The sequence below is a fragment of the Streptomyces sp. NPDC002209 genome (assembly GCF_042890265.1).
Classification (GTDB): Bacteria; Actinomycetota; Actinomycetes; order Streptomycetales; family Streptomycetaceae; genus Streptomyces.
In genome coordinates this window covers 150,537-173,115 of record NZ_JBIARX010000006.1, presented here as the reverse complement: position 1 = coordinate 173,115, position 22,579 = coordinate 150,537, and the positions used below count along the sequence as shown (strand labels likewise).

Annotated in this window: 16 protein-coding genes and 1 pseudogene; 9 read left to right on the top strand and 8 right to left on the bottom strand. The window is 72.6% G+C overall.

The genetic code is table 11. The features are described 5' to 3' along the window. Nucleotides 1-33 precede the first annotated feature (33 nt). Together cydD and ACFYXK_RS14640 are read left to right on the top strand one after the other, a co-directional pair. Nucleotides 34-3,606: a thiol reductant ABC exporter subunit CydD gene (cydD, locus tag ACFYXK_RS14645; RefSeq protein WP_389411461.1), complete on the top strand. Its 3,573-nt coding sequence runs from the start codon at nt 34-36 to the stop codon at nt 3,604-3,606. 24 nt (nt 3,607-3,630) lie between these two features. Continuing rightward, the gene (locus ACFYXK_RS14640) at nt 3,631-5,367 is read left to right on the top strand and encodes a GAF domain-containing sensor histidine kinase (protein WP_389411460.1); all 1,737 of its coding nucleotides are present in this window, start codon (nt 3,631-3,633) and stop codon (nt 5,365-5,367) included. 39 nt (nt 5,368-5,406) lie between these two features. On the opposite strand, the gene ACFYXK_RS14635 is transcribed toward ACFYXK_RS14640, so the two are convergent. Continuing rightward, complete coding sequence (locus ACFYXK_RS14635) at nt 5,407-6,291, bottom strand: Cof-type HAD-IIB family hydrolase (protein WP_389411459.1); 885 nt, start codon at nt 6,289-6,291, stop codon at nt 5,407-5,409. Between the two features lie 198 nt (nt 6,292-6,489). Here ACFYXK_RS14635 and ACFYXK_RS14630 point away from each other — a divergent pair, with 198 nt between their 5' ends. After that, on the top strand, nt 6,490-7,395 hold the full coding sequence (locus tag ACFYXK_RS14630; protein ID WP_389411458.1) for an LLM class flavin-dependent oxidoreductase: 906 nt from the start codon (nt 6,490-6,492) through the stop codon (nt 7,393-7,395). A gap of 63 nt (nt 7,396-7,458) precedes the next feature. Here the strand turns inward: ACFYXK_RS14630 and ACFYXK_RS14625 are convergent, their stop codons facing one another. From ACFYXK_RS14625 to ACFYXK_RS14615, 3 genes are all read right to left on the bottom strand, one after another. Continuing rightward, on the bottom strand, nt 7,459-10,488 hold the full coding sequence (locus ACFYXK_RS14625; protein WP_389411457.1) for a tetratricopeptide repeat protein: 3,030 nt from the start codon (nt 10,486-10,488) through the stop codon (nt 7,459-7,461). 2 nt (nt 10,489-10,490) lie between these two features. Further along, a complete protein-coding gene (locus ACFYXK_RS14620) occupies nt 10,491-12,365 on the bottom strand; it encodes an HSP90 family protein (protein ID WP_389411456.1) in 1,875 nt (624 codons plus the stop codon). 119 nt (nt 12,366-12,484) lie between these two features. After that, the gene (locus ACFYXK_RS14615) at nt 12,485-13,024 is read right to left on the bottom strand and encodes an RNA 2'-phosphotransferase (RefSeq protein ID WP_389411455.1); all 540 of its coding nucleotides are present in this window, start codon (nt 13,022-13,024) and stop codon (nt 12,485-12,487) included. Between the two features lie 133 nt (nt 13,025-13,157). On the opposite strand from ACFYXK_RS14615, the gene ACFYXK_RS14610 reads away from it, so the two are divergent. After that, nucleotides 13,158-14,006, top strand: coding sequence for an aquaporin (locus ACFYXK_RS14610; protein ID WP_389411454.1), 849 nt, complete (start codon nt 13,158-13,160; stop codon nt 14,004-14,006). A gap of 166 nt (nt 14,007-14,172) precedes the next feature. On the opposite strand, the gene ACFYXK_RS14605 is transcribed toward ACFYXK_RS14610, so the two are convergent. The 4 genes and pseudogenes from ACFYXK_RS14605 to ACFYXK_RS14590 form a co-directional block, all read right to left on the bottom strand. Beyond that, nucleotides 14,173-15,087 carry a MerR family transcriptional regulator gene (locus ACFYXK_RS14605; protein ID WP_389411453.1) on the bottom strand — a complete coding sequence of 305 codons (915 nt, stop codon included), beginning with the start codon at nt 15,085-15,087 and terminating at the stop codon, nt 14,173-14,175. A 10-nt stretch (nt 15,088-15,097) separates the two neighbouring features. Further along, nucleotides 15,098-15,262, bottom strand: a pseudogene (locus ACFYXK_RS14600) (metal-dependent hydrolase); the annotation flags it as partial. Nucleotides 15,263-15,333: 71 nt separating this feature from the next. Beyond that, nucleotides 15,334-17,196 carry an SDR family oxidoreductase gene (locus ACFYXK_RS14595; protein WP_389411452.1) on the bottom strand — a complete coding sequence of 621 codons (1,863 nt, stop codon included), beginning with the start codon at nt 17,194-17,196 and terminating at the stop codon, nt 15,334-15,336. After that, the gene (locus ACFYXK_RS14590) at nt 17,193-18,050 is read right to left on the bottom strand and encodes a M24 family metallopeptidase (RefSeq protein ID WP_389411451.1); all 858 of its coding nucleotides are present in this window, start codon (nt 18,048-18,050) and stop codon (nt 17,193-17,195) included. The genes ACFYXK_RS14595 and ACFYXK_RS14590 overlap by 4 nt, the downstream gene beginning before the upstream one ends. A 189-nt stretch (nt 18,051-18,239) precedes the next feature. On the opposite strand from ACFYXK_RS14590, the gene ACFYXK_RS14585 reads away from it, so the two are divergent. From ACFYXK_RS14585 to ACFYXK_RS14565, 5 genes are all read left to right on the top strand, one after another. Next, nucleotides 18,240-19,250: an ABC transporter ATP-binding protein gene (locus tag ACFYXK_RS14585; protein WP_389411450.1), complete on the top strand. Its 1,011-nt coding sequence runs from the start codon at nt 18,240-18,242 to the stop codon at nt 19,248-19,250. After that, the gene (locus ACFYXK_RS14580; RefSeq protein ID WP_389411449.1) at nt 19,240-20,127 is read left to right on the top strand and encodes an ABC transporter permease subunit; all 888 of its coding nucleotides are present in this window, start codon (nt 19,240-19,242) and stop codon (nt 20,125-20,127) included. The genes ACFYXK_RS14585 and ACFYXK_RS14580 overlap by 11 nt, the downstream gene beginning before the upstream one ends. Next, a complete protein-coding gene (locus ACFYXK_RS14575; RefSeq protein ID WP_389411448.1) occupies nt 20,124-21,035 on the top strand; it encodes an ABC transporter ATP-binding protein in 912 nt (303 codons plus the stop codon). Before ACFYXK_RS14580 ends, ACFYXK_RS14575 begins: the two co-directional genes overlap by 4 nt. A 14-nt stretch (nt 21,036-21,049) precedes the next feature. Further along, nucleotides 21,050-21,769 (top strand): ABC transporter permease, encoded by a 720-nt coding sequence (locus ACFYXK_RS14570; protein WP_389411447.1) that lies wholly within the window; start codon nt 21,050-21,052, stop codon nt 21,767-21,769. Between the two features lie 85 nt (nt 21,770-21,854). Continuing rightward, nucleotides 21,855-22,502 carry a rhomboid-like protein gene (locus ACFYXK_RS14565; RefSeq protein WP_389411446.1) on the top strand — a complete coding sequence of 216 codons (648 nt, stop codon included), beginning with the start codon at nt 21,855-21,857 and terminating at the stop codon, nt 22,500-22,502. Nucleotides 22,503-22,579 lie beyond the last annotated feature (77 nt).

Genomic DNA, 22,579 nt, shown 5'->3' with positions numbered 1-22,579 from the left:
TCCTGCCCGACCCTGCTCTGGGGGATGTTTCACGTGAAACCGATCGACCCGCGCCTGCTCCGGTACGCCCGCTCCACCCGCCTCTTCCTGGCGGCCGTGGTGGCCCTGGGGCTTGCCGGGGCGGGGCTGGTCGTCGGTCAGGCGATGCTGATCGCCGAGATCGTGGTCGGCGCCTTCGAGCAGGGGCTGGACGGCCAGGCGCTGAGGACGCCGCTGCTGGTGCTCGCGGCAGTGGCGCTGGGGCGAGGTCTGCTCGCCTGGCTCACGGAGCTGGCGGCCCACCGGGCCAGTGCGGCGGTCAAGTCGCAGCTGCGGGGCCGGCTGCTGGACCGGGCCGCTGATCTGGGGCCCGGCCGGCTGAGCGGACACGGGGCATCCCCTGCTCGGGGCGGGACCGGGTCGCTGGTGGCGCTGGCCACCCGGGGCGTGGACGCCCTCGACGACTACTTCTCGCGCTACCTGCCCCAGCTGGGCCTCGCGGTGGTCGTCCCGGTGGCGGTCCTCGCCCGGATCGTCACCGAGGACTGGGTGTCGGCGGCCATCATCGTGGTCACCCTGCCGCTGATTCCGCTCTTCATGGTGCTGATCGGCATGGCCACCCAGTCCCGGATGGACCGCCAGTGGCGGCTGCTGTCCCGGCTGTCCGGGCACTTCCTGGACGTGGTGGCCGGGCTGCCGACGCTGAAGGTCTTCGGCCGGGCCAAGGCGCAGGCCGAGTCGATCCGCAAGATCACCGATGAATACCGGCAGGCGACGGTGCGGACCCTGCGCATCGCCTTCCTCTCCTCCTTCGCCCTGGAACTGCTGGCGACGCTCTCGGTGGCTCTGGTGGCCGTGACCATCGGCATGCGGCTGGTCCACGGGGAGCTCGACCTGTACACCGGACTGGTCATCCTGATCCTGGCGCCGGAGGCGTATCTGCCGCTGCGCCAGGTCGGGGCGCAGTACCACGCGGCCGCCGAGGGGCTGGCGGCCGCGGAGGAGATCTTCGAGGTGCTCCAGACCCCGGTCGCCGCCCTGGGCGGCGATGCACCGGTGCCGGCAGCGGGTCTGCGGATCGAGATGGACGAGGTCGCCGTCCGCTACGAGGGCCGGGGCGAGGACTCGCCGGGACCGGTCTCGCTGGCGGTCGGACCCGGGGAGTGCGTCGCCCTCACCGGGCCCAGCGGGGCGGGCAAGTCCACGCTGCTCCAGGTGCTGCTGGGCTTCGTCGCGCCGACCGCGGGGCGGGTGCGGATCGCAGGCGCGGACCTCGCGTCGCTGTCGCTCGAGCAGTGGCGGGAGCGGATCGCATGGGTGCCGCAGCGACCGCACCTGTTCGCCGGGACCATCGCGCAGAACGTACGGCTGGCGCGGCCCGATGCGTCCATGGACGCCGTTGCCGAGGCGCTGAAGGACGCCGGGGCGTGGGAGTTCGTGGCCGCGCTGCCGCGCGGCGTGGACACCGAGCTCGGTGAAGGCGGAGCCGGGCTGTCCGCCGGACAGCGCCAGCGGCTGGCGCTGGCGCGGGCGTTCCTCGCGGACCGGCCGGTGCTGCTGCTGGACGAGCCGACCGCGGCTCTCGACGGGGAGACCGAGGCGGCCGTGGTCGACGCGGTACGACGCCTCGCGGTGGGGCGGACCGTGCTGATGGTCGTCCACCGGCCGGCGCTGCTGGCCGTGGCCGACCGCGTGGTGGCGGTGGGCTCTGCGGGGCTCCTGCCTGCCCTCTCCCCTGCCCGGTCCGGGGCCGCGGGAGGGACCTCCGACAGCCTCGGCGGGGAGGGCAACGGGCCGTCCGGCCCCGGGGAGTGGATCCTCGGCAGCGCCCCCGAGCGGGTGGCCAAGGCCGGCGGGGCCGACTCGGGCGGGGGCGATCCGCTCCGGCGGGTACGCGCCGTGGCCAAGGCCTGGCAGGGGCGGTTCCGGCTCGGTCTGCTGCTCGGGGCGCTGGCCGTCGGGTGCAGTGTCGGGCTGATGGCCGTCTCCGGATGGCTGATCTCGCGGGCCTCGGAACAACCGCCGGTGCTCTACCTGATGGTGGCCGTCACGGCCACCCGGACCTTCGGGATCGGGCGGGCCATCTTCCGGTACGCGGAGCGGCTCGTCTCCCACGACGCCGTGCTGCGGATGCTCGCCGACCTGCGGGTGTCGGTGTTCCGGCGGCTGGAGCGCATCGCGCCCGCCGGGCTGCGGGAGCAGCGGCGCGGAGACCTGCTGGCCCGCCTGGTGGCCGATGCCGACGCCCTCCAGGACTACTGGCTGCGCTGGCTGCTGCCGGTCGGCACCGCGGTGCTCGTCGGTAGCGGCTCGGTCGCCTTCACGGCCTGGCTGCTGCCGGGGGCAGGGGCCGCGCTCGCCGTCGGGCTGCTCCTCGCCGGGGTGGGGGTGCCGCTGGTCAGCGGGGCCTGCGCCCGGCGTGCCGAGCGGCGGCTGGCGTCGGCCCGGGGCGAGCTCGCCACCCGGGCCGCCGACCTGCTGACCGGGACCGCAGAGCTGACCGTCGCCGGCGCGCTGGCCGGCCGCAAGGACGCCGCGAAGGAGAGCGACCGGACACTGACCGCCATTGCCGCACGGGGAGCCGCCGCCACCGGGCTCGGCAGCGGGCTCTCCGCCCTCGTGTGCGGGCTGACCGTGGTGGCCGCCGCGGCCGCGGCCGCGAACGCAGTCCACGACGGCCGGCTGTCCGGGGTGGCCATGGCCGTGGCCGTGCTGACCCCGCTCGCGGCCTTCGAGGCGGTCAACGGCCTTCCGCAGGCCGTCCAGTACCGCCAACGGGTACGCCGCAGCGCCGAGCGGATCTACGAGGTCATCGACGCTCCCGTCCCGGTCGCCGAGCCGGAGCGGCCGGCCCCGCTGCCCGCCTCTCCGTTCCCGTTGCTGCTGACCGGACTCGCCGTCCGGCATCCCGGGCAGGAGCAGGACGCACTGCACGGGCTGGACCTGACCCTGGAGGCCGGCCGGCGGATCGCGGTCGTCGGCTCCTCGGGTGCCGGCAAGACCTCGCTGGCCCAGGTCCTGCTGCGGTTCCTGGACCCGCACGAAGGCGCGTACACCCTGGGCGGGACCGATGCGCGCACGCTCGACAGCGACGAGGTCCGCCGGATCGTGGGCCTGTGCGCCCAGGACGCGCACCTCTTCGACAGCTCGGTACGGGAGAACCTGCGGCTGGCCAGGCCCGGGGCGGGCGAGGAGCAGCTGCGGCAGGCCCTGGCGGCGGCCCGGCTGCTGGAGTGGGCCGACGGGCTCCCGGACGGGCTGGACACCCTGGTCGGCGAGCACGGCGAGCGGATCTCCGGCGGCCAGAGGCAGCGGCTGGCCCTGGCCAGGGCGCTGCTCGCCGACTTCCCCGTCCTCGTCCTCGACGAGCCGGCCGAGCATCTGGACCTGGCGACCGCGGACGCCCTGACGGCGGATCTGCTCGCCGCGACCGAGGGCCGGACCACCGTGCTGATCACGCACCGGCTGGCGGGCCTGGAGGCGGTCGACGAGGTGCTCGTACTGGACGGCGGAACGGTCGTGCAGCGCGGTACGTACGCGGAGCTGGCCGAGGCCGAAGGCCCGCTGCGCAACCTGCTGGAGCGGGAGCGGGCGGCCGACGGAGCCCTCGCCGACTTTCCCCGGTAAAAGGGACTAACTAGTCTCAAGGACATGTCAGTGCAGGAGTCCCAGGAACCGCCGGAGTCACCACCCGGAACGCCTGACCCGCTGGAGGCAGCCACCCAGGCAACCCGGAGTCTGCAGGGCCTCTCCACCGAGCTCACCGCCCGGGTCCCGCAACTCCTGGAGGCCATGCGCTCGGTCGGCACCGGCCTCGAACTGCACTCCACCCTCGACCGCATCTGCGAGACCGCGGCCGAGCTAGCCGATGCCCGGTACGCGGCGATCGGCGTCGTCGACACCGAGGGCCGCGGGCTGTCGGACTTCGTCACCTTCGGCATCGACGCCGAAGCGGCCAGGAGGATCGGGCACCGCCCGGACGGGAAGCGGGGCCTGCTCGGCGCGCTGATCTCGCACCCCGACACGGTGCGGCTCGCCGATCTGACGAAGGATCCGCGCTCGGCCGGATTCCCGCCGCACCACCCGCCCATGAAGACCTTCCTCGGCGTCCCGATCCGGGTGCAGGGGGAGATCTTCGGCAATCTGTACCTCGCCGAGAAGAACGGTGGCGGCCAGTTCAACGACTACGACGTCCACATGGTCCGGGTGCTGGCCACCGAGGCGGGGATCGCCATCGGCAACGCACGGCTGTACGAGGCGGCCACCCAGCGGGAGCGGTGGATCGACGGCTCGGTGGCCGTGACCACCGCCCTGCTGTCGGGCGGTGACGCGGACGACGCCCTGGCGGTGGTGGCCGAACAGGCCCGTCACCTGGCCGACTCCGCCGCCGGGATCGTGCTGCTGCCGGCCGAGGAGGGCGGGATGGAGATCGTCGCCGTCTCCGCGGAGAACCCGGCCACCTCGCTCGGCCTGGTGATCCCGGCCGAGAGCCCGGTGGTGGCGAGGCTGCTCCAGGGCGAGCCGGTCTTCGTGGACGACGCCGCCTCCGACCCCCGCATGGTCAGCCGGCTGACCAGCCAGTACGGGCCCTGCATGATGCTGCCGCTGCACAGTGGCGGGCGGGTGCTGGGCGCCCTGGTGACCCCGCGGGCCCGCGGCAAGAGGCCGTTCAGCGAGTCCGAGCGGACCCTGGCCACCCAGTTCGCCTCCCAGGCGGCGCTCGCGCTGATGATGGCCGAAGCGCAGCGCGACCGGGAGCGGCTCGCGGTGTTCGAGGACCGCGACCGCATCGCCCGGGACCTGCACGACCTCGTCATCCAGCGGCTGTTCGCCACGGGGATGATGCTGGAGGGCGCCCAGCGGCGGTCCGTCGTCCCCGAGGTCGTCGACGGAGTCGGCAAGGCCGTGGACGAGCTCGACGTGACGATCCAGGAGATCCGCACCGCGATCTTCGCGCTCCAGCAGGGACCGGCCGAGGCTCCGTCGGGGCTGCGCACCCGGGTCCTGCGGGAGATCAACATGGCCGCGGTGCCGTTGGGTTTCAAGCCGGCGCACCGGTTCCTCGGTCCGATCGACGCAGTGGTCGGCGAGCTGGTGGGCAAGAACCTGATCGCGGCGCTGCGCGAGGCCCTGTCGAATGCCTTCCGGCACGCGGAGGCGTCCCGGATCGAGGTGGTCGTGGACTGCACCGCCACGCTGGCCGACGGGAGGCCGGGGGTGCGGCTGGAGGTCGCCGACGACGGCGTGGGCATTCCCGAGGGCGGGCGGCGCAGCGGGCTGCGGAATCTGCGCCGGCGGGCCGAGTCGCTGGGCGGGTCGAGTGCGTACGGCCGCGGGATCGGAGAGGACGGCAGCGGGACCACCCTGGTGTGGGAGGCCCCGCTCTGACCCGTCGGGGCCCGCTCGGGGCGGCCCCACCGCCGGTGTCTACCGCTGGTGCGCGGCGCGTTCCGCGAGGATGTGCTCGATGACGACGGCGACGCCGTCCTCGTTGTTGGCGACCGTGCGGCCGGAGGCGGCGGCGATCACGTCCGGGTGGGCGTTGCCCATCGCGTACGAGGTACCTGCCCAGCGGAGCATCTCCACGTCGTTGGGCATGTCCCCGAAGGCGACGACCTCGGCGGGGGAGATGCCGCGCTCGGCGCAGCACAGCTCCAGGGTGCTGGCCTTGGAGACGCCCAGCGCGCTGATCTCCAGCAGAGCGGTCGGGCTGGAGCGGGTGATCGACGCGTGGTCGCCGGCGACCGAGCGGGCGAGCGCCAGGAACTCGTCGGGGGCGAGCTCGGAGTGGTGCGCGAGTAGCTTGAGGACGGGGGCGGAGGTGTCGTCCGTGTCCTCCTCCAGCAGTTTCTCCGCCGTGGCCACGTGGGCGCCCGGGTCCTGGAAGAAGGGCGGGTACAGCGGCTCGTAGTTGATCCCGGTGGTCATCTCGACCGCGAAGGACGTGCCCGGGGCGGCGGCGCGCAAGGTCTCCACGACCGTCAGAGCCGTGACCCGGGGCAGTGCCCGGACCTCTACGAACGTCCGGCCTGCGTGGAGATCGACCACCGCGGCCCCGTTCGCGCAGATCGCCAGGCCGTGGCCGTGGACATGGTCGCTGACCACGTCCATCCAGCGGGCCGGGCGGCCGGTGACGAAGAAGACCTCGATCCCGGCCTCCTCGGCGGCGGCGAGCGCGGCAACCGTGCGGAGCGAGACGGATTTGTCGTCGCGCAGCAGGGTGCCGTCGAGGTCGGTGGCGATGAGCCGGGGAGTGGGGGTTGGCCCGTCCGGGCGCTGGGGAGCCGAGGTCACGGATCCATCTTCGCCCATGGCCGGGCGGCGTCGGCCCGGGGCAGGGCCCGGCCCTGCACCGGATGGCGATGTTTCTCCCCCGGCCACCTGCCTGCGGAGTCCGTCCGGCGGGACCCGAGGTGCTTCGCCGTGAAACCGGGACTGCTGATGTTTCACGTGAAACATGGACGGCTGACGTTTCACGTGAAACATGGGCAGGGCCGTAGTCTCGAATACATGAGTCTGCGTCTGAGCACTGTGATCCTCCCGGTACGCCCGTGGCATGAGGGCGGTCGTGACCAGTGGGTGCGAGCCGAGAAGCTCGGGTTTCACACCGCATACACCTACGACCACCTGACCTGGCGGTCCTTCCGTGACCGGCCGTGGTTTGGCGCGATCCCGACGCTGACCGCGGCGGCGGCCGCCACCGAGCAGATGCGGCTGGGCACGCTCGTCACCTCGCCGAACTTCCGGCACCCGGTGACGCTGGCCAAGGAGCTCATGGCGCTGGACGACATCTCCGGCGGCCGTTTCACCCTCGGTATCGGCGCCGGCGGCAACGGGTTCGACGCGACCGCGCTGGGACAGGACCCCTGGAGCCCGCGTGAGCGTGCCGACCGCTTCGCAGAGTTCGTGCCGCTGCTGGACCGGCTGCTCACCGAGGCCGCGGTCAGCGAGCGCGGCGCCTTCTACTCCGCCGACGAGGCCCGCAACATCCCCGGCTGCGTGCAGCAGCCGCGACTGCCCTTCGCCGTCGCCGGGAACGGCCCGCGGGGCCTCAAGCTGGCCGCCGCCCATGGCCAGGCCTGGGTGACCACCGGCGACCCGAAGCTCTTCGAGGAGGGCACCCCGGAGCAGTCGCTGGAGGCCATCCGCGGCCAGCTGGCCAAGCTCGACAAGGCCATGGCCGAGATCGGGCGCGCGCCGGAGCCGATGGAGAAGATCCTGCTCACGGGCTTCACCCCGGAGCGCAACACGATGCTGGACTCCGTCGATGCGTTCGTCGACTTCGCCGGCCGCCACCAGGAGCTCGGCTTCACCGAGATCGTGATCCACGCACCGATCCCGGACTCCGAGTTCGCTGCGGACGAGAACGTCTTCGAGGAGATCGCCACCGAGGGCCTGGCCCAGCTCGACAGCTGACGGCTCCCGAGGCCCCCGCGGCTCCCGAGGCCCCCGTCGCCGCCTGGCGACGGGGGCACCGCGTCAGGACCGCAGGCCGTCCAGGGAGGACTGGGCGCGCTCCAGCAGACCCTCCGGAACCCCCTCGGGCCGGGCCCGGAGTTCGTCGATCAGCGCCGAGAGCCGAGCGGCTCCCGCCTCCCCGCGGCCTGTCTCGTGCTCGGTCCAGGCGGCGTACTGGACGCACTGGAGCCGGTCCCCCAGATGGTCCGGACCCAGTTCCGCGTACAGGGCGGCGGCCCGCTCACTCAGCCCGATCTCCTCCAGCCGCAACGCCTCGACCTCCGCGTCGCGGCCCACGACGGCGCCCGGGGACCCCGCGCCGTCCTCGCGGCCTTCGCCTCCGTCTTCCTGATCGGCCTCCTCGAGCGAGTTGACCCGCCAGTCGAGGACCTGCGCCAGCTGCAGCCAGGTCTGGGCGAGCTCGGCCCGCAGGTGCGGGGCCGCGGAGGGCTCCCCGTGTGCGGCCAGTGCGGCCTCCACCACCCCGGCCGCCCGGTCCATCAGGTCCCGTGCCTGCGCCCATGCCGCCGCGGTGACGTTCTCCCGCGGTGCCAGCCAGGCCAGGGAGCGCAGGATCCGCACCTCGGCCACGGGGGCGTCCCCCGTCACCCGGTACAGCTCCAGGGACCGCTCGTACGCGGCGACCGCCTCCTGGTGCAGGCGCGCGGCGGCGAGTTGTTCCGCGGCCGCCTGCGCGAGGGCGGCCTGCGGGCGGGTGTCCTCCCAGCCCTTGGCCACCTCCGCCGCCAGCAGGTACTGCTCGGCCGCCGCCCGCGCGTCGTTCAGCTCCCGCAGCAGATCGCCGAGGAACTCCCGTGCGGACACGGCCTGTCCCTCGCCGTGCTCCAGCAGATCGGGCAGCGTCGACTGCAGCACCTCGGCCGCGACGACGTTCCGGCCCTCCCGCGCATGCGCCCGGGCCAGCGCGAGCCGCGCCTGAGCCCCGCCGTCGGCGGTCAGACCGGCCTGGTCGAACCAGTGCGCCGCGGTGAGGGCGTGCTCGGCCGCCTCCGCCGCACCGTCGGCCCGGCGCAGCAGGATGTCCGCGAGGGTGAGCCGTACGACCCCGTGCGTCTCGGCATCGGTCACCTCCGGGGAGTGCTCCAGCGCGGCGCGCGCCGTCTCCTCCGCCTCCTCCGGCCGGTCCAGCGACATCAGCACACCGGCCCGCAGCACCAGCGGATCCACCGCCTGCCACGGCCGGTCCGCCGACACCGAGCGCGCCGCGGACGAGGCCAGGAGCGGCAGGGCCCGCTCGGGGTCGCCCTGGGACAGGGCGACGCGGCCCAGCATCTCCTCGGCCTCCGCCACCAGGTCGGGCAGATCCTCGGCATGGGCTGCGACGAAGGCGCCGAGTTCGGCCGCCAGCTCACCGTGCCCGTGGTCGTGTCCCGGGCCGTGGAGATGGTCGTGCTCCGGGCCGGCCTCCAGCGAGCGCAGGTACGACTCCACGCGGATCGAGGCCAGCTCCGCCAGTGCGATCCGGCGCCCGCGCAGCGGCTCGTCCGCATCCAGAGCCTCGGCGGCCCGCGCGGCCACCGCCAGCAGCTCCCGGATCCGCCCCGGCTCGGCTCCGGACTGTGCGGCCTCGCTGGCCAGCCGCAGCTCCGCCAGTGCGGCGCGCTGTGCCTGCCCGAGCACCTGGTAGCCGTCGCGGACCGCCTCCAGCAGCTCCGCCGCGTTCGAGGCCCCGCCGCGGGCCGCCGTCAGGGCCCGGTGGTCGGCCACATCGGCGGCGACCAGCGCGTCCACCTCGCCCTCCGGGCGCGCGTCCACCCGTGCGCCGACCTCCGCCCAGAGCTCGTCCGCGGCCGGATGCCCCTGGTCGCGGGCCTGCCGGGCCCGCTCCACCAGCTCGTCGAAGCCGGCAGCGGGCGCCACGGGCGCAGCCACGTGGGCAGCCACGTGGGCAGCCGCCGCCGCGGGCGCAGAGGTCTTCGGCAGGGCCGTGCTGCGCACCCCCAGCGGCAGCACGTCGACCAGCGGTGCCCGTCCGATCCGGGCGAGGAAGCGGTCCGAGACCCGGGTGGTGCCGTTGCGGGCGTCGAACCGCCGGGCGATGTCGAGAGAGCTCGCGCGCAGTACCTCGTACAGCTCGGAGACCGTGCGCGGGACGCCCTCGTAGGGGACGGCCGGGCTCTGGCCGTGCCCCAGCTCCGTCAGCCGGCGCAGCAGCACCAGGATGCCGCCGTGGAAGGCCATCTGGTCGTCGACGTTGACGAGCGGGCCCACGTGGGCGGCATGCTCGGAGAGGATCTCCAGGCCCCGCGACTCGTTGCCGCTCAGGGCGCAGAACTCGATGTGCTTGCCGATCGAGGGCAGCAGGCTCTCGTTGCCCCGGGCCATGCGGTAGCCGCGCAGGTGGTGCGAACGGGCGTCGTCGAAGCGGCCGAGGCGCAGCAGCGGCAGCAGCGAGTGGGCGAGCAGCCGGTGGGGTTCCTCGGCGCAGGTACGCTCGCCCGCCAGCACGGGCTGCCAGACCTCCAGGGCCCGGGCGTCGTCCCCGCGCAGCACGGCGTACGAGCCCTGCCCGTTGAGCTCGCAGGCGTGGCAGTCGCTCATGCTGTCGCGGTCGGCCGCGAGCCAGGCGCGGTACGCCCGCTCGGCCCGGTCGTCCTCGCCGATCGCGTCGGCGAGCCACAGCTCGGCCTCGCGTACCGGCCGCTCGCTGTAGCCCGCGATCCGGTAGCGGCGCTCCATCTCGTCCAGCCAGCCGGTGGCGGACTCCAACGGGATCTCGGGGGAATCGCTGATCGCCGTGGCCACCCACTTGAACTGCCAGAACAGCGAGTGGGCGTCCCATCGGTCGAAGGCGCCGGGGTCCTTGTCGTACTCCTGGAGCAGCCGGGCGAACGGCACCAGCATCTTCGAGGACTCGGCACTCCAGAGGTAGGCGTTGATCAGGTTGTCCAGCGCCTTGCGGAACAGCGGCCAGTCACCGTTCGCCTCCGCCGCACCCACCAGCACCTCGGCGTGCGCGTTGCGCGCGGCCCCGTTCGGGGCCTCGCTGTTCTCCGCCAGGCCCCGCTCGATCTCCTCGCGCGTCAGCATGGTCACTTCTGTCCCTCCGGGGAGTCGGTGGAGTGGGTCGCCCATTCCAGGAGCCCGAGGAAGGCCCGGTTGAGCAGGGTGGAGTCGGCAGGGCGCAGCGGCCGCTGGGACATCAGCAGTGCCTGCCCGTACAGCGATTCGACCGCCGTGCCGGTCAGGGCCTCGTCGGGCAGGGCCGAGATCCGGCGGATCAGCGGGTTGTTGTGGTTGAGCACCAGGCGGGCGCGCGGCGCGGAGCCGCGCAGCGCCCCGAGGATTCCGCTCCACAGCGAGTCGGCGCTGCTCAGGGCGGCCGTGCGGTCGCGCTCCTGGCGCGCCTGGCGGTCGTCGAGGTAGAGCGCCGGGACCGAGACGGGCTGGAAGGCGCGCAGCACCACGTCGCAGCCCTGCGGTTCCAGCCGGGTGCGCGCCGTGGACAGGAAGGGTGCGAGGGCGAGTTCGGCGGAGGTCGGGACCGGGTCGAGCCGCTCGGTGACGGCTCCGGCGTCCAGCTCCGTGACCTTGAGGTCCGGCCGTACGGAGGGCAGCAGGGCGAGCAGGTCGGCGTCGTACGTGTATCCGGCGTTGATGACGCCGAGGCCGTGGGCTGCCGCGATCGGGGCGATCTGGCGGAACTCCTCGACGGTGCGTGTGAAGTGGATCTCGGTGTGCGCGGCCGTGAACTCCTGGAGGCTCATCGAGCCGTCGCTGGTCTCGAACGGCAGCCAGGGCAGCATCAGGCCGAGCAGCTCGGCGTCGTGCCGGGCAAGGGACTTCACACCGAGGTGGTGGACGCCCAGGAAGGCGGCCAGGCGCTCCGGTTCACTCGCGGCGAGTTCGGCGAGCCAGGCTCGGACGCGGGCGCCGAGGGCCTCCCGTACGGCGGACAGGGTCTCGTCGTCGTACAGGTTCTCGCGGGAGGCGGTGGGCCGCAGCGTGTCGGTGTCGACGACCGCGCGGACGAAGAACGCCCAGTCCGGCAGCAGGTTGTCGGCGTGGTCGGTGAGCAGCATGCCCTTGAGGTGGACGCGGTGTCCGGCCCGGTGGGCGGGGCTGGTCGGCTCGGGGAGGACGTACGCCACCCCGCGCACCCCGGCGACGGGCAGGTCGAGGTCGATGCTGTCGAGCGGCGTGAAGCCGAAGAGCTGGGCGCAGTGGCCGGCGAGCGCGACGCGGCGGGCGGCGGGGGTGGGGAAGGGACGGTCCCAAACGGCGGGCCGGTCGGTGACGGACCGCGGCTCGCCGCCTTCGCCGTCGTCGAAGGTGATGTCGTACGGGAGCAGGGAGCCGTAGTCACGGGCCAACTGCTCGACCTTGGCCGGGACGGTCCACTCCTCGGCGCCCGGGCGGGCCTGGAGGATGACGGTGGTCCCGGGCTCCCGGCGTGCCTCGTCGGGCAGTTCGCGGACGGTGTACGAGCCGTCGTCCGTGGCCAGCCATTCGACGGGCGCGGCCTGGGGGTCGCGGGCGGAACGCGTGATGACGCGGATCTGGCGGGCCACGACGAAGCAGGCGAGCAGGCCGATGCCGAACTGGCCGAGGAACTCCCGGCGGGCGGTCTCGAGGCCGTGGTCGCCGCCGCGCTTGGAGCTGCGGCCGATGGTGGCGAGGAGGGAGTGAGCCTCGGCGGCGGTCAGGCCGATGCCGCTGTCCTCGATGGTCACCCGGCCCGCGGACGCCGACAGGCGGATGCGGATCTGCGCCTCCGGGTCGACTGCGTGGCGGGCGGTGACGGCGTCCACCGCGTTCTGCAGCAGCTCGCGGACGTAGACGCGCGGGCTGGAGTAGAGGTGGTGGGAGAGCAGGTCGACCAGGCCGCGCAGATCGACTTGGAAGCTGTTGGCCGACGGGTCGGAGTGGTCGGCGGAGTGGGAAGGGGAAGGGGATGTGGACGTCACGGGGCGTCACCTCGCGTGCTCGCATGGATGGTTCGGCGATCGCGAGGTACCCCCCTCACAGATCGGAATGAGCAACAGCGTAGGGGGATGATCTGACAATCTCGTCCTGAATTCCGGGGCTACTGGAAACGCAGGAACTGCGGCGGTACGGCGTCCACCAGCCACACCCCGTTGGCGCTGATCCGGAAGACGTGCCCGGCCGCGCGCATCGCCCCCGCGTCCACGCTGAGCACGACCGGCCGGCCGCGCCGTGCGCCGACGCGGGTCGCGGTCTCCCGGTCGGGGGACAGGTGCACGTGGTGGCGGGCCATGGGGCGCAGGCCCTCGGCGCGGATCGCGTCCAGGGCGGCGGCGACGGTGCCGTGGTAGAGGTACGCGGGCGGTTCGGCCTCCGGCAGGTCCAGGTCCACGGGCACGGTGTGGCCCTGGTTGGCGCGGATGCGGGTGCCGTCGACGGCGAACCGCTGCTTGTCGTTGGCGGCGACGACGTGGTCGAGCTCGGCGCGGCTGACGGGGAAGCCGTGGGCGGTGGCGGCGCGGAGGAGATCGTCGATCTCCACCCAGCCCTGGGGATCGAGCACCAGTCCGATGCGTTCCGGCTGATGCCGCAGATGTTTCGAGACGTATTTGGACACCTTCACGGTGCGTCTGTCGTCCATGGCCCCAGCTTGCCGCGTCGCAGCGCGGTGGGGCAGCGATTTTTCGCCGCTCCGGCGACGCCGGACACCCCCTATCGCTCTTCCAAGATACGGAATACATTTTCCGTTGAACTTCTGCCCAGGGGGAGAACCCATGACAATCCACGCTTCCCTGCCGCGCCGTGCGGTCGCCGAGCTCATCGGTACCGCCGGCCTTCTCGTGGTGGTGATCGGTTCCGGCATCCAGGCCGCCGCCCTCAGCCGCGACACCGGTGTCGCCCTCGTCGCCAACTCGCTCGCCTCGGCCATCGGCCTCGGGCTGATCATCACCCTCTTCGGACCGCTGTCCGGAGCGCATCTCAACCCGGTCGTCACCCTCACCTCCTGGTGGGCCCGGCGGACCGGCGGCGAGGGGCTCGGCGGCCGGGAGGCCCTGGTCTACACCGCGGCCCAGACCGCCGGGGCGATCGGAGGCGCGGTCGTCGCCGAGTTGATGTTCGGCCACGTCCCCGGGACGTTCTCCACGCAGATCCGCGGCGGGGGCCACCTGCTCGTAGGCGAGATCGTCGCGACCGCTGGGCTCGTCCTCGTCATCCAGGGCCTGGAGCGCATCGGGCGTCCGAAGCTGATCCCGGCCGCGGTCGCCGCGTACGTCGCCGCCGCGATCTGGTTCACCTCGTCCGGCTCCTTCGCCAACCCGGCGGGCACCATCGGGCGCGCCTTCAGCGACTCCTTCACCGGCATCGCCCCGCAGTCGCTGCCCGGATTCGTCGCCGCCCAGCTGATCGGAGGCGTCCTGGGACTGGCCCTCGCCGCACTCCTCTACGGGGGCACCCGGCGCGGTGCGCAGGACGCGCCGGCCACCCCCGAGGCCGGTGCGGAGGCCCTCGCGCCGGTGTCCGTCGGTGCGGCCGACTCCGCCGCAAGCGCCGGTGCCATCGGTCCCGTCGGTCCCGTCGGTCCCATCGGCCCCGTGAACGCCGCGTACGAGACCATAGGTTGAGGCGTCCGGGCGGCCGTCCACGCCGCTGTCCACAGGTTTACCCACAGGAAACACCGGCTTGTCCACAGCCGGTTGGGTCGGATTTGAGGGCAAACGAGTGATCCGCCCTGTGGACTACGACCGACCGACTCCGACGTCCGACCGGCGGCACGGACGGCGGCGGCTGCTACCCGCCGCCCCGGCGCGCCAGCTCGTTCATCGTCCGGGCCTGCAGTTCCCGCTCCGTCGCAGCCCGGACGAACTCCCCGACGTGCTCGGCGCCGACCAGCTCCTGCACCGCCCGTACCGTCTCTGCCGGCAGCGGCACCGACGCGGGCCCCGACGGCTGCGGGGCCCCGGCCGCCCCCAGGTGGCGCTGCAGATGCCGGGTCGCGAACAGCTGCATCGCCCGCGCCAGCTCGGCGTCCACGGTCTGCTGGGCCAGGGGCCGCAGCCTCCGGACCATCGTCGCCGCCTCCGCCGCGTCCGCGTCCGTCGGCGGGACCTGCCCGAGGTAGCGGGCGAAAACGTGCTCGGTGGTGAACTCGAGGAACCGCGAGGCGATGTGCTCCACCTGCCCGCGCAGCTCGCGCAGATGCCCGGTGATCGCCGACAGCGGCACCCCGGCCGCGTACAGCTCGGCAGCCACCGCCAGTTCCTGCGGGGAGGGCACGAGGAAATCGTCAGGGCGCCCCGGGATCCGCTCCAGCACCCCCAGCTCGCACGCCTCGCCCACCGCGTCGTCGTCGGGCAGGCCGCCGAACCGCTCGTTCAGCTCGGCCCGGCTGATCCGGGCGGCCTCCTCGTCGGTCCACGGTCCGTGCACCTCGGCGACGAGCCCCAGCACCCCGCCGAGCCCGCGCCCGGCGTCCCAGGCCTCCAGCAGCTCCTTGATGGAGGCCAGGGTGTAGCCGCGGTCCAGCAGGTCGGCGATCTGGCGCAGCCGCGCCAGATGCGTGTCCCGGTAGACGTTGGAGCGGCCCCGCCGCTCCGGCTTCGGCAGCAGCCCGCGGTCCTGGTACGCACGGATGGTGCGCACCGTCGCCCCGCTGTGGTGCGCGAGATCCTCGATCCGGTACTCGGCCACCGCCTGTTCTGACAATCCCGGCTCCCTACGACATGGCGGCTCGGCCGACCGCGGCCGCCACGGCCCGGGCGGCAGGCGAAGCCGCAAGGTACTCGACCGCCCTGCGCAGCGAGCCCTCCTGCGAGGGATGGTACGACCGCCGGAAGTAGCGGGATATGGCCGTGCCGAGCTCTCTGCGCGTCGGCAGCAGCCGCGCGGGGCGGTCGCGGAGCCGCGGCCCGGCTCCGCCGCCCCGGGCCGGGACCGGCTCCGCCGCCCCGTTCACAGCCGGGGTTCCATTTTCGCGAGCCGCCGCAGGCCGCCCGGTGCGAACCGGGACATCCACAGGGCGCCCTTGGACTCCGGTGTCACCGGCACCACCGCCTCGTTGCGCACCACCGCCCGCAGGATCGCGTCGGCGACCTTCTCCGGCGGGAAGTTGCGCAGCCCGTAGAGCCGTGAGGAGCGCTCCTGGCGGCGCTTCTCCTCCGCCGCGTCCACCCCGGCGAAGCGGGAGGTGGCGGTGATGTTGGTGTTGACGATCCCCGGGCATATCGCCGAGACCCCGATCGACTGCGAGGCGAGCTCGGCGCGCAGGCACTCGCTCAGCATCAGCACCGCGGCCTTCGAGGTGCTGTACGCGGGCAGGGTCTTGGAGGGCAGGTAGGCGGCGGCGGAGGCGGTGTTGACGATGTGTCCGCCCTGGCCGCGCTCGGCCATCTGCCGGCCGAAGATCCGGCAGCCGTGGATGACCCCCCACAGGTTGACGTCGAGGACCTTCTTCCAGTCCTCCGAGGTGGTCTCCAGGAAGGGCCCCGACAGGCCGATCCCCGCGTTGTTGACCAGGACGTCCACGATTCCGTACTCGGCGGCCGTCTTCGCCGCGAGCTTCTCCATCGCCTGCTCGTCGCTGACGTCGACGCACTCGCCCCAGGCCTCGGGGGCCCCGACGAGCCGCGCCATGTCGGCCGTACGCACCGCGCCCTCGGCGTCCCGGTCCACGCACACCACCCGGGCCCCGGCCTCGGCGAAGGCGAACGCGGTGGCCCGGCCGATGCCGCTGGCTGCGCCGGTGACCAGCACCAGCTGGCCGCCGAACCGGTCGGCGTAGCGGCCCGGAGCCTTTCGTTCCGGCGCGCGGGTGGCGGGCTCCTCCCGGGCGGTGACGAACTCGGTGATCCACGCGGCCAGCTGGTCGGGCCGGGTCCGCGGCACCCAGTGCTTGGCGGGCAGGGTGCGCCGCACCAGGTCGGGGGCCCACAGTTCCAGGTCGTCGTAGAGCCGCTCGGAGAGGAAGGCGTCCCCGGTCGGGGTGATCAGCTGGACCGGTACGTGCGCGTACGCGTCGGGGCGCGGCCGGCGCAGCCGGGGCCGGATGTTGTCGCGGTAGAGCCAGGCTCCGTGAGCGGCGTCCGAGGGCAGCGAGGCCGTGGGGTAGTTGCCGGCCGGGACCTTCTCCACCCGCTCCAGCATCTTCGGCCACCGCTTGCCGAGCGGCCCGCGCCAGGCGAGCTCCGGCAGTACGGGGGTGTGCAGCATGTACACGTACCAGGACTTGGCGCCCTGGCCGAGGAGCTGCGCGGCCCGGCGCGGTGTGGGCCGCGCCATCCGCTTCTTGATCCAGTGTCCGAAGTGGTCCAGGGAGGGGCCCGACACCGAGGTGAAGGAGGCGATCCGGCCCTCGGTGCGGGCGACCGTCGCGAACTCCCAGCCCTGTACGGAGCCCCAGTCGTGGCCGACCAGGTGCACCGGCCGGTCCGGGCTGACCGCGTCCGCCACCGCCAGGAAGTCGTCGGTCAGCTTCTCCAGGGTGAAGCCGCCGCGCAGGGGCACCGGCGCGGTGGAGCGACCGTGGCCGCGCACGTCGTAGAGCACCACGTGGAAGCGGGCCGCCAGCCGCTCCGCGACCTCCGACCAGACCTCCTTGCTGTCCGGGTACCCGTGGACGAGCAGGACGGTCGGCCGGTCGCCGTCGCTCTCGCCGAGCTCGACGACGCACAGCTCGATGCCGCCGGTGCTCACCCGGCGCTCGCGCGCCCCCGCGAGCCCCGCCCCCGCGAGGCCCGCCCGGGCAAGCCCCGCCCCCGCGAGGTCCGTCCCCTTGATGCCGTCCTTGCCGCCGTCCGCTCCGTTCATGCCGCTCATGCTGCCTTCTCCTCGGCCCAGCGCCGCACGTGCGGCAGATCGTCGTCCAGCCAGAAGGCGCTCTCCTCGGGATCCCGTGAGTCGGTGACGACCAGGATCTCCTCGAACTTCGCGCCGGTGCCCCGGAAGCCCAGGTGCGGTTCCACCGCCCACAGGCCGGGCTGCGGCGGGTGGTCGGAGAAGTGGTACGGGCTCCACAGCGGGGACCAGCCCTCACGGTGCCCGTGCAGGGCGTCGGAGGCCAGCCCCTTGAGGGACTGCGTCCCGAACCCGAAGGCGGTCGGGGACCAGCGCCGCTCCTTGACCCGGTCCACCTTGTGGGCGATCACCCCGAAGGGGTAGGCGCGGTGCCGGTTGGCATACCCCTGGCGGATCATCAGCCGCTCGACGTTCTCGTAGATCTCGCGCAGCGGCCGGCGCTCGCGGACCTGCTCCAGGATCAGCTCGCGGTGCACCCGCAGATCGGACATGAGCCGGTCCTGTACGGGGTTCAGCCCGAGGCTGCCCGAGTACCCGATGTCGGCCGCGTACCCCTTGTGGACGGGGGCCATGTCGAGGATGAACGGCATCCCCGGCTCCAGCTTCCGGTTCGTCGGGAAGAACTGCAGGGGGATCTTGAAGTTCGCGAAGGCCGTGCGGTCCCCGAACCACGCGAACGGCAGGTGGAACCAGTCCCGCACGCCGCGCTCGCGCAGCCACTCGCGCTGCATCCGCGCCGCCTCGCGCTCGGTCACCCCCGGCCGCAGCTGGGCCGCGACGGTCTCCGCGCACTCGTACGAGAGGCGTTGCACTTCCCTGAACCCGCGCAGGTCCGCCGAGAGTTGCACGGTGCGTTCCCTGGTGTCCCCAGCCATGACAGCCGTCCGTCCGTAGAGCCGTACCCGCCCGTAACTTGACACTGATGAATGTGACAATGACCGGAGATCACGTCAAGGCCCGTGCACGGACCTGTGGACAAACTTGTCCGGTCCGCATCAGCCTTTGGTCAGGGTCCGTAGTCCTGAAGGCGGAGACGGGATGACGCTCCAGGTCTGACGATCTGCATGGCCGGCGCCACTAACGTCGGAGCCGTGACTGTCATCGCGACCGAAAGCCTGAGCAAGCGGTACCCCCGAGTGACCGCAATCGACCGGCTCTCCCTGGACATCGGGCCGGGAGTGACCGGCCTCGTGGGTGCCAACGGAGCCGGCAAGTCCACGCTGATCAAGATCCTGCTTGGACTGTCCCCCGCCACCGAGGGCCGCGCCGCCGTGCTCGGACTCGACGTCGCCACCCATGGCAGCGCGATCCGTGAGCGCGTCGGCTACATGCCCGAGCACGACTGCCTGCCGCCCGACGTCTCGGCCACCGAGTTCGTCGTACACATGGCGCGCATGTCCGGGCTCCCGCCCACCGCCGCCCGCGAGCGGACCGCCGACACCCTGCGCCACGTGGGCCTGTACGAGGAGCGCTACCGCCCCATCGGCGGCTACTCCACGGGCATGAAGCAGCGGGTCAAGCTGGCCCAGGCGCTCGTCCACGACCCCCAGCTGGTCCTCCTCGACGAGCCCACCAACGGCCTCGACCCCGTCGGCCGCGACGAGATGCTCGGCCTGATCCGCCGCGTCTACACCGACTTCGGCATCTCCGTCCTGGTCACCTCCCACCTCCTCGGCGAGCTGGAGCGGACCTGCGACCACGTCGTGGTCGTCGACGGCGGCAAGCTGCTGCGTTCCAGCTCCACCAGCGACTTCACGCAGATCACCACGACCCTCGCGGTCGAGGTCACCGACTCCGACACCCACCCGGACGGCACCGCCGCCCTGCGCAAGGCGCTCGCCGGGGCGGGCATCACCCTGCACGCGGGCGAGGAGCAGGGGCTGCCCGGAGCCGGCCACATCCTGCTCGTCGAGGCCACGGGCGAGGAAACCTACGACACCGTGCGCGACACCGTCGCCGACCTGGGCCTTGGCCTGGTCCGCATGGAACAGCGCCGCCACCACATCGCGGAGGTCTTCCGCGACAACGACCAGCAGCAGCTCGTCCGGAAGGGAGCCGGTTCCGATGGCGCCTGACACCTCGACCCAGATCCACAACATCGGCTACCGGTCCTACGAGGGAGCCCGGCTCGGCCGCGCCTACGCCCGCAAATCGCTGTTCTCGCAGTCCCTGCGCGGCGCGTACGGACTCGGCCGGTCCGCCAAGTCCAAGGTCCTCCCGATGCTCCTCTTCGCGGTGATGTGCGTCCCCGCGCTGATCATCGTCGCGGTGGCCATCGCGGTGCCCGGCTCCACCAGCCTGCCGATCAAGTACACGACGTACGCCCTGACCACCCAGGTGATCATCGGCCTCTACCTCGCCTCGCAGGCACCCCAGTCGGTCTCCCGGGACCTGCGCTTCAAGACCGTGCCGCTCTACTTCTCGCGGCCCATCGAGCGCATCGACTACGTCCTCGCGAAGTTCGCGGCGATGGCCTCGGCGCTGTTCATCCTCACCGCCACACCGCTGCTGATCATGTGGATCGGCTCGCTGCTGGCCAAATTCGACTTCGCGGACCAGACCAAGGGGTTCGCCCAGGGACTGGTCTCCGTGCTGCTGCTCTCGGTGCTGTTCGCCGGCCTCGGCCTGATCACGGCCGCGCTCACCCCCCGCCGCGGCTTCGGCGTCGCCGCCATCATCGCCGTGCTCCTGATCCCCTTCGGCGCGGTGACCGCCGTCCAGGGCATCGCGTACAGCACCGGTTCGACCGGTGCCATCGAGTGGATGGGCCTCTTCTCCCCGATCAGCCTGATCGACGGGATCCAGGCCGCGTTCCTCGGCGGCACCTCCGCCTTCCCCGGCGGAGACGGCCCCTCGGCCGGTGTCGGCTTCGTCTACCTGCTCGTCGTCCTCGCCCTCATCGCCGGCTCCTACGCCGCTCTGATGGCCCGCTACCGGAAGGCCGGGCTGTGACAACCATCGACATCGACCACACCTCCCGCTGGTTCGGGAACGTCGTCGCCGTCAACGACGTGACCATGCGCATCGGCCCCGGCGTCACCGGACTCCTGGGCCCCAACGGCGCCGGAAAGTCCACCCTCATCAACATGATGGGCGGCTTCCTCGCCCCCTCCACGGGCACCGTCACCCTCGACGGCGCGCCGATCTGGCAGAACGAACAGGTCTACCGGCAGATCGGCGTCGTGCCCGAGCGCGAGGCCATGTACGACTTCCTCACCGGCCGGGAGTTCGTCGTCGCCAACGCCGAGCTGCACGGCCTCGACGACGCGGACGCCCAGCGGGCGCTCGCCACCGTCGAGATGGAGTACGCCCAGGACCGCAAGATCTCCACGTACTCCAAGGGCATGCGGCAGCGCGTGAAGATGGCCTCGGCCCTCGTCCACGACCCGTCCGTGCTGCTCCTCGACGAGCCGTTCAACGGCATGGACCCGCGTCAGCGCATGCAGCTCATGGACCTGCTGCGGCGCATGGGCGACGACGGCCGCACCGTGCTGTTCTCCTCCCACATCCTGGAGGAGGTCGAACAGCTCGCCTCCCACATCGAGGTGGTCGTCGCCGGCCGGCACGCCGCCTCCGGGGACTTCCGCAAGATCCGCCGCCTGATGACGGACCGCCCGCACCGCTACGTCGTCCGCTCCTCCGACGACCGGGCCCTCGCCGCGGCCCTGATCGCCGACCCCTCCACCGCGGGCATCGAGATCGACCTCAAGGAAGGCGCACTGCGCATCCAGGCCGTCGACTTCGGCCGCTTCACCGAGCTGCTGCCGCGGGTCGCCCGTGCGCACGGCATCCGGCTGCTGACGGTCTCGCCCTCCGACGAGTCCCTCGAGTCGGTCTTCTCCTACCTCGTCGCGGCCTGAAGGAGCTGGCACCCATGTACAACCCCACCGTCGCCCGGCTCACCTACCGCGCGCTGCTCGGCCGCCGCCGCGCGCTGATCCTCTTCGCGCTGCCCGCCCTGCTGATCGTCATCTCCCTCGCCGTCCGCGCCTTCACCGGCCTGGACGACAAGGTCGCGGCCGACCTGCTGGGCGGCTTCGCCCTCGCCACCATGGTTCCGCTGATCGGCGTCATCGCCGGCACCGGGGCCATCGGCCCGGAGATCGACGACGGCTCGATCGTCTACCTGCTCTCCAAGCCGGTGAAGCGTCCGACGATCATCATGACCAAGCTGATCGTCGCGATCGCCGTCACCATGGCCTTCTCCGCGATCCCGACCCTGATCGCCGGCTTCATCCTCAACGGCAACGGCCAGCAGATCGCCGTCGCCTACACCGTCGCCGCCCTCGTCGCCTCGATCGCCTACAGCGCGCTGTTCCTGCTGCTGGGCACCGTCAGCCGGCACGCGGTCGTCTTCGGCCTGGTCTACGCCCTGATCTGGGAGTCGCTCTTCGGCAGCCTGGTCTCCGGGGCGAAGACCCTCAGCGTCCAGCAGTGGGCCCTGGCCCTCGCCGAGAAGGTCGCCGGCGAAGGCTACGTCGACGCCACCGTGGGCCTGCCCACCGCGGTGATCCTGCTGTCGGTGGTCACCGTCGGCGCCACCGTCTACGCCGGCCAGAAGCTGCGCCGCCTCACCCTGGCGGGCGAGGAGTAGGCCCCCGGCGCACCGGTTCCGCATCCCGTGCCCCGCCCGGCCCACCGGCCGGGCGGGGCACCGCCGTACGGGGCAAAATCAGTGCATGATCGAGCACGCCGAGCCCGAGCCGTCCAGGCCCGTACGGTCCTGGATACGCTCCTCGCCCGGTACGCACATATGGCTGCTGATCATCGCCGTCACGAGCGTCATCGTCGTGATCGCGCCCGACCACCTCGAGCACGTCCTGCTCCACCGCCACAGCAGCAATATCCACGAGCTCACCCGGCACCCCGTGCGCGCCCTGATCTCCAGCGCCTTCTGGATAGCCGACCCGGCCTCACTCGCCCTGTACGCAGTCCTCTTCGAGCTCTTCCACGCCCCCGTCGAACGATGGCTCGGCACCCTGCGCTGGCTCGCCATCGTCGCGACCGCCCACATCACGGCCACCCTGATCAGCCAGAAGGTGGTTCTGATGGCCATTCAGGACCACCGGGCCCCGCAGAGCATGGTCCACGTCGTCGACGTCGGCGTCAGCTACGGACTCGCGGCCTCGATCGGGGTGCTCACCTACCGGCTCCCGAACCCCTTGCGCTGGCTCTACCTCGCCTGCGTCGTCGCCTTCTTCGGGCTCCCGCTCCTCACCGGAGGCACCTTCACCGACCTCGGGCACGCCATCTCGCTCTCCGTCGGGCTGCTCGCCTGGCCGCTGACCCGCCACCCGCACCCCCGGCATGTTTCACGTGAAACATGAGCGCCGCGCTTGCCGGCCGATGCGCGGAAATTGACTGGTAAGGGACGAAGGCCCCGGGCAGAGTGAGTCGTGCGGGG

What these genes read in the sequence shown, in the direction of transcription:
- ACFYXK_RS14635 (WP_389411459.1), bottom strand. Translation starts at nt 6,291, where the DNA reads ATGGGCGAAGATGGATCCGTGACCTCGGCTCCCCAGCGCCCGGACGGG.
- ACFYXK_RS14580 (WP_389411449.1), top strand. Translation starts at nt 19,240, where the DNA reads ATGGCGCCTGACACCTCGACCCAGATCCACAACATCGGCTACCGGTCC.
- ACFYXK_RS14570 (WP_389411447.1), top strand. Translation starts at nt 21,050, where the DNA reads ATGTACAACCCCACCGTCGCCCGGCTCACCTACCGCGCGCTGCTCGGC.
- ACFYXK_RS14615 (WP_389411455.1), bottom strand. Translation starts at nt 13,024, where the DNA reads ATGGACGACAGACGCACCGTGAAGGTGTCCAAATACGTCTCGAAACAT.
- ACFYXK_RS14565 (WP_389411446.1), top strand. Translation starts at nt 21,855, where the DNA reads ATGATCGAGCACGCCGAGCCCGAGCCGTCCAGGCCCGTACGGTCCTGG.
- ACFYXK_RS14625 (WP_389411457.1), bottom strand. Translation starts at nt 10,488, where the DNA reads ATGCTGACGCGCGAGGAGATCGAGCGGGGCCTGGCGGAGAACAGCGAG.
- ACFYXK_RS14585 (WP_389411450.1), top strand. Translation starts at nt 18,240, where the DNA reads ATGGCCGGCGCCACTAACGTCGGAGCCGTGACTGTCATCGCGACCGAA.
- ACFYXK_RS14610 (WP_389411454.1), top strand. Translation starts at nt 13,158, where the DNA reads ATGACAATCCACGCTTCCCTGCCGCGCCGTGCGGTCGCCGAGCTCATC.
- ACFYXK_RS14590 (WP_389411451.1), bottom strand. Translation starts at nt 18,050, where the DNA reads ATGGCTGGGGACACCAGGGAACGCACCGTGCAACTCTCGGCGGACCTG.
- ACFYXK_RS14595 (WP_389411452.1), bottom strand. Translation starts at nt 17,196, where the DNA reads ATGAGCGGCATGAACGGAGCGGACGGCGGCAAGGACGGCATCAAGGGG.
- ACFYXK_RS14630 (WP_389411458.1), top strand. Translation starts at nt 6,490, where the DNA reads ATGAGTCTGCGTCTGAGCACTGTGATCCTCCCGGTACGCCCGTGGCAT.
- ACFYXK_RS14640 (WP_389411460.1), top strand. Translation starts at nt 3,631, where the DNA reads ATGTCAGTGCAGGAGTCCCAGGAACCGCCGGAGTCACCACCCGGAACG.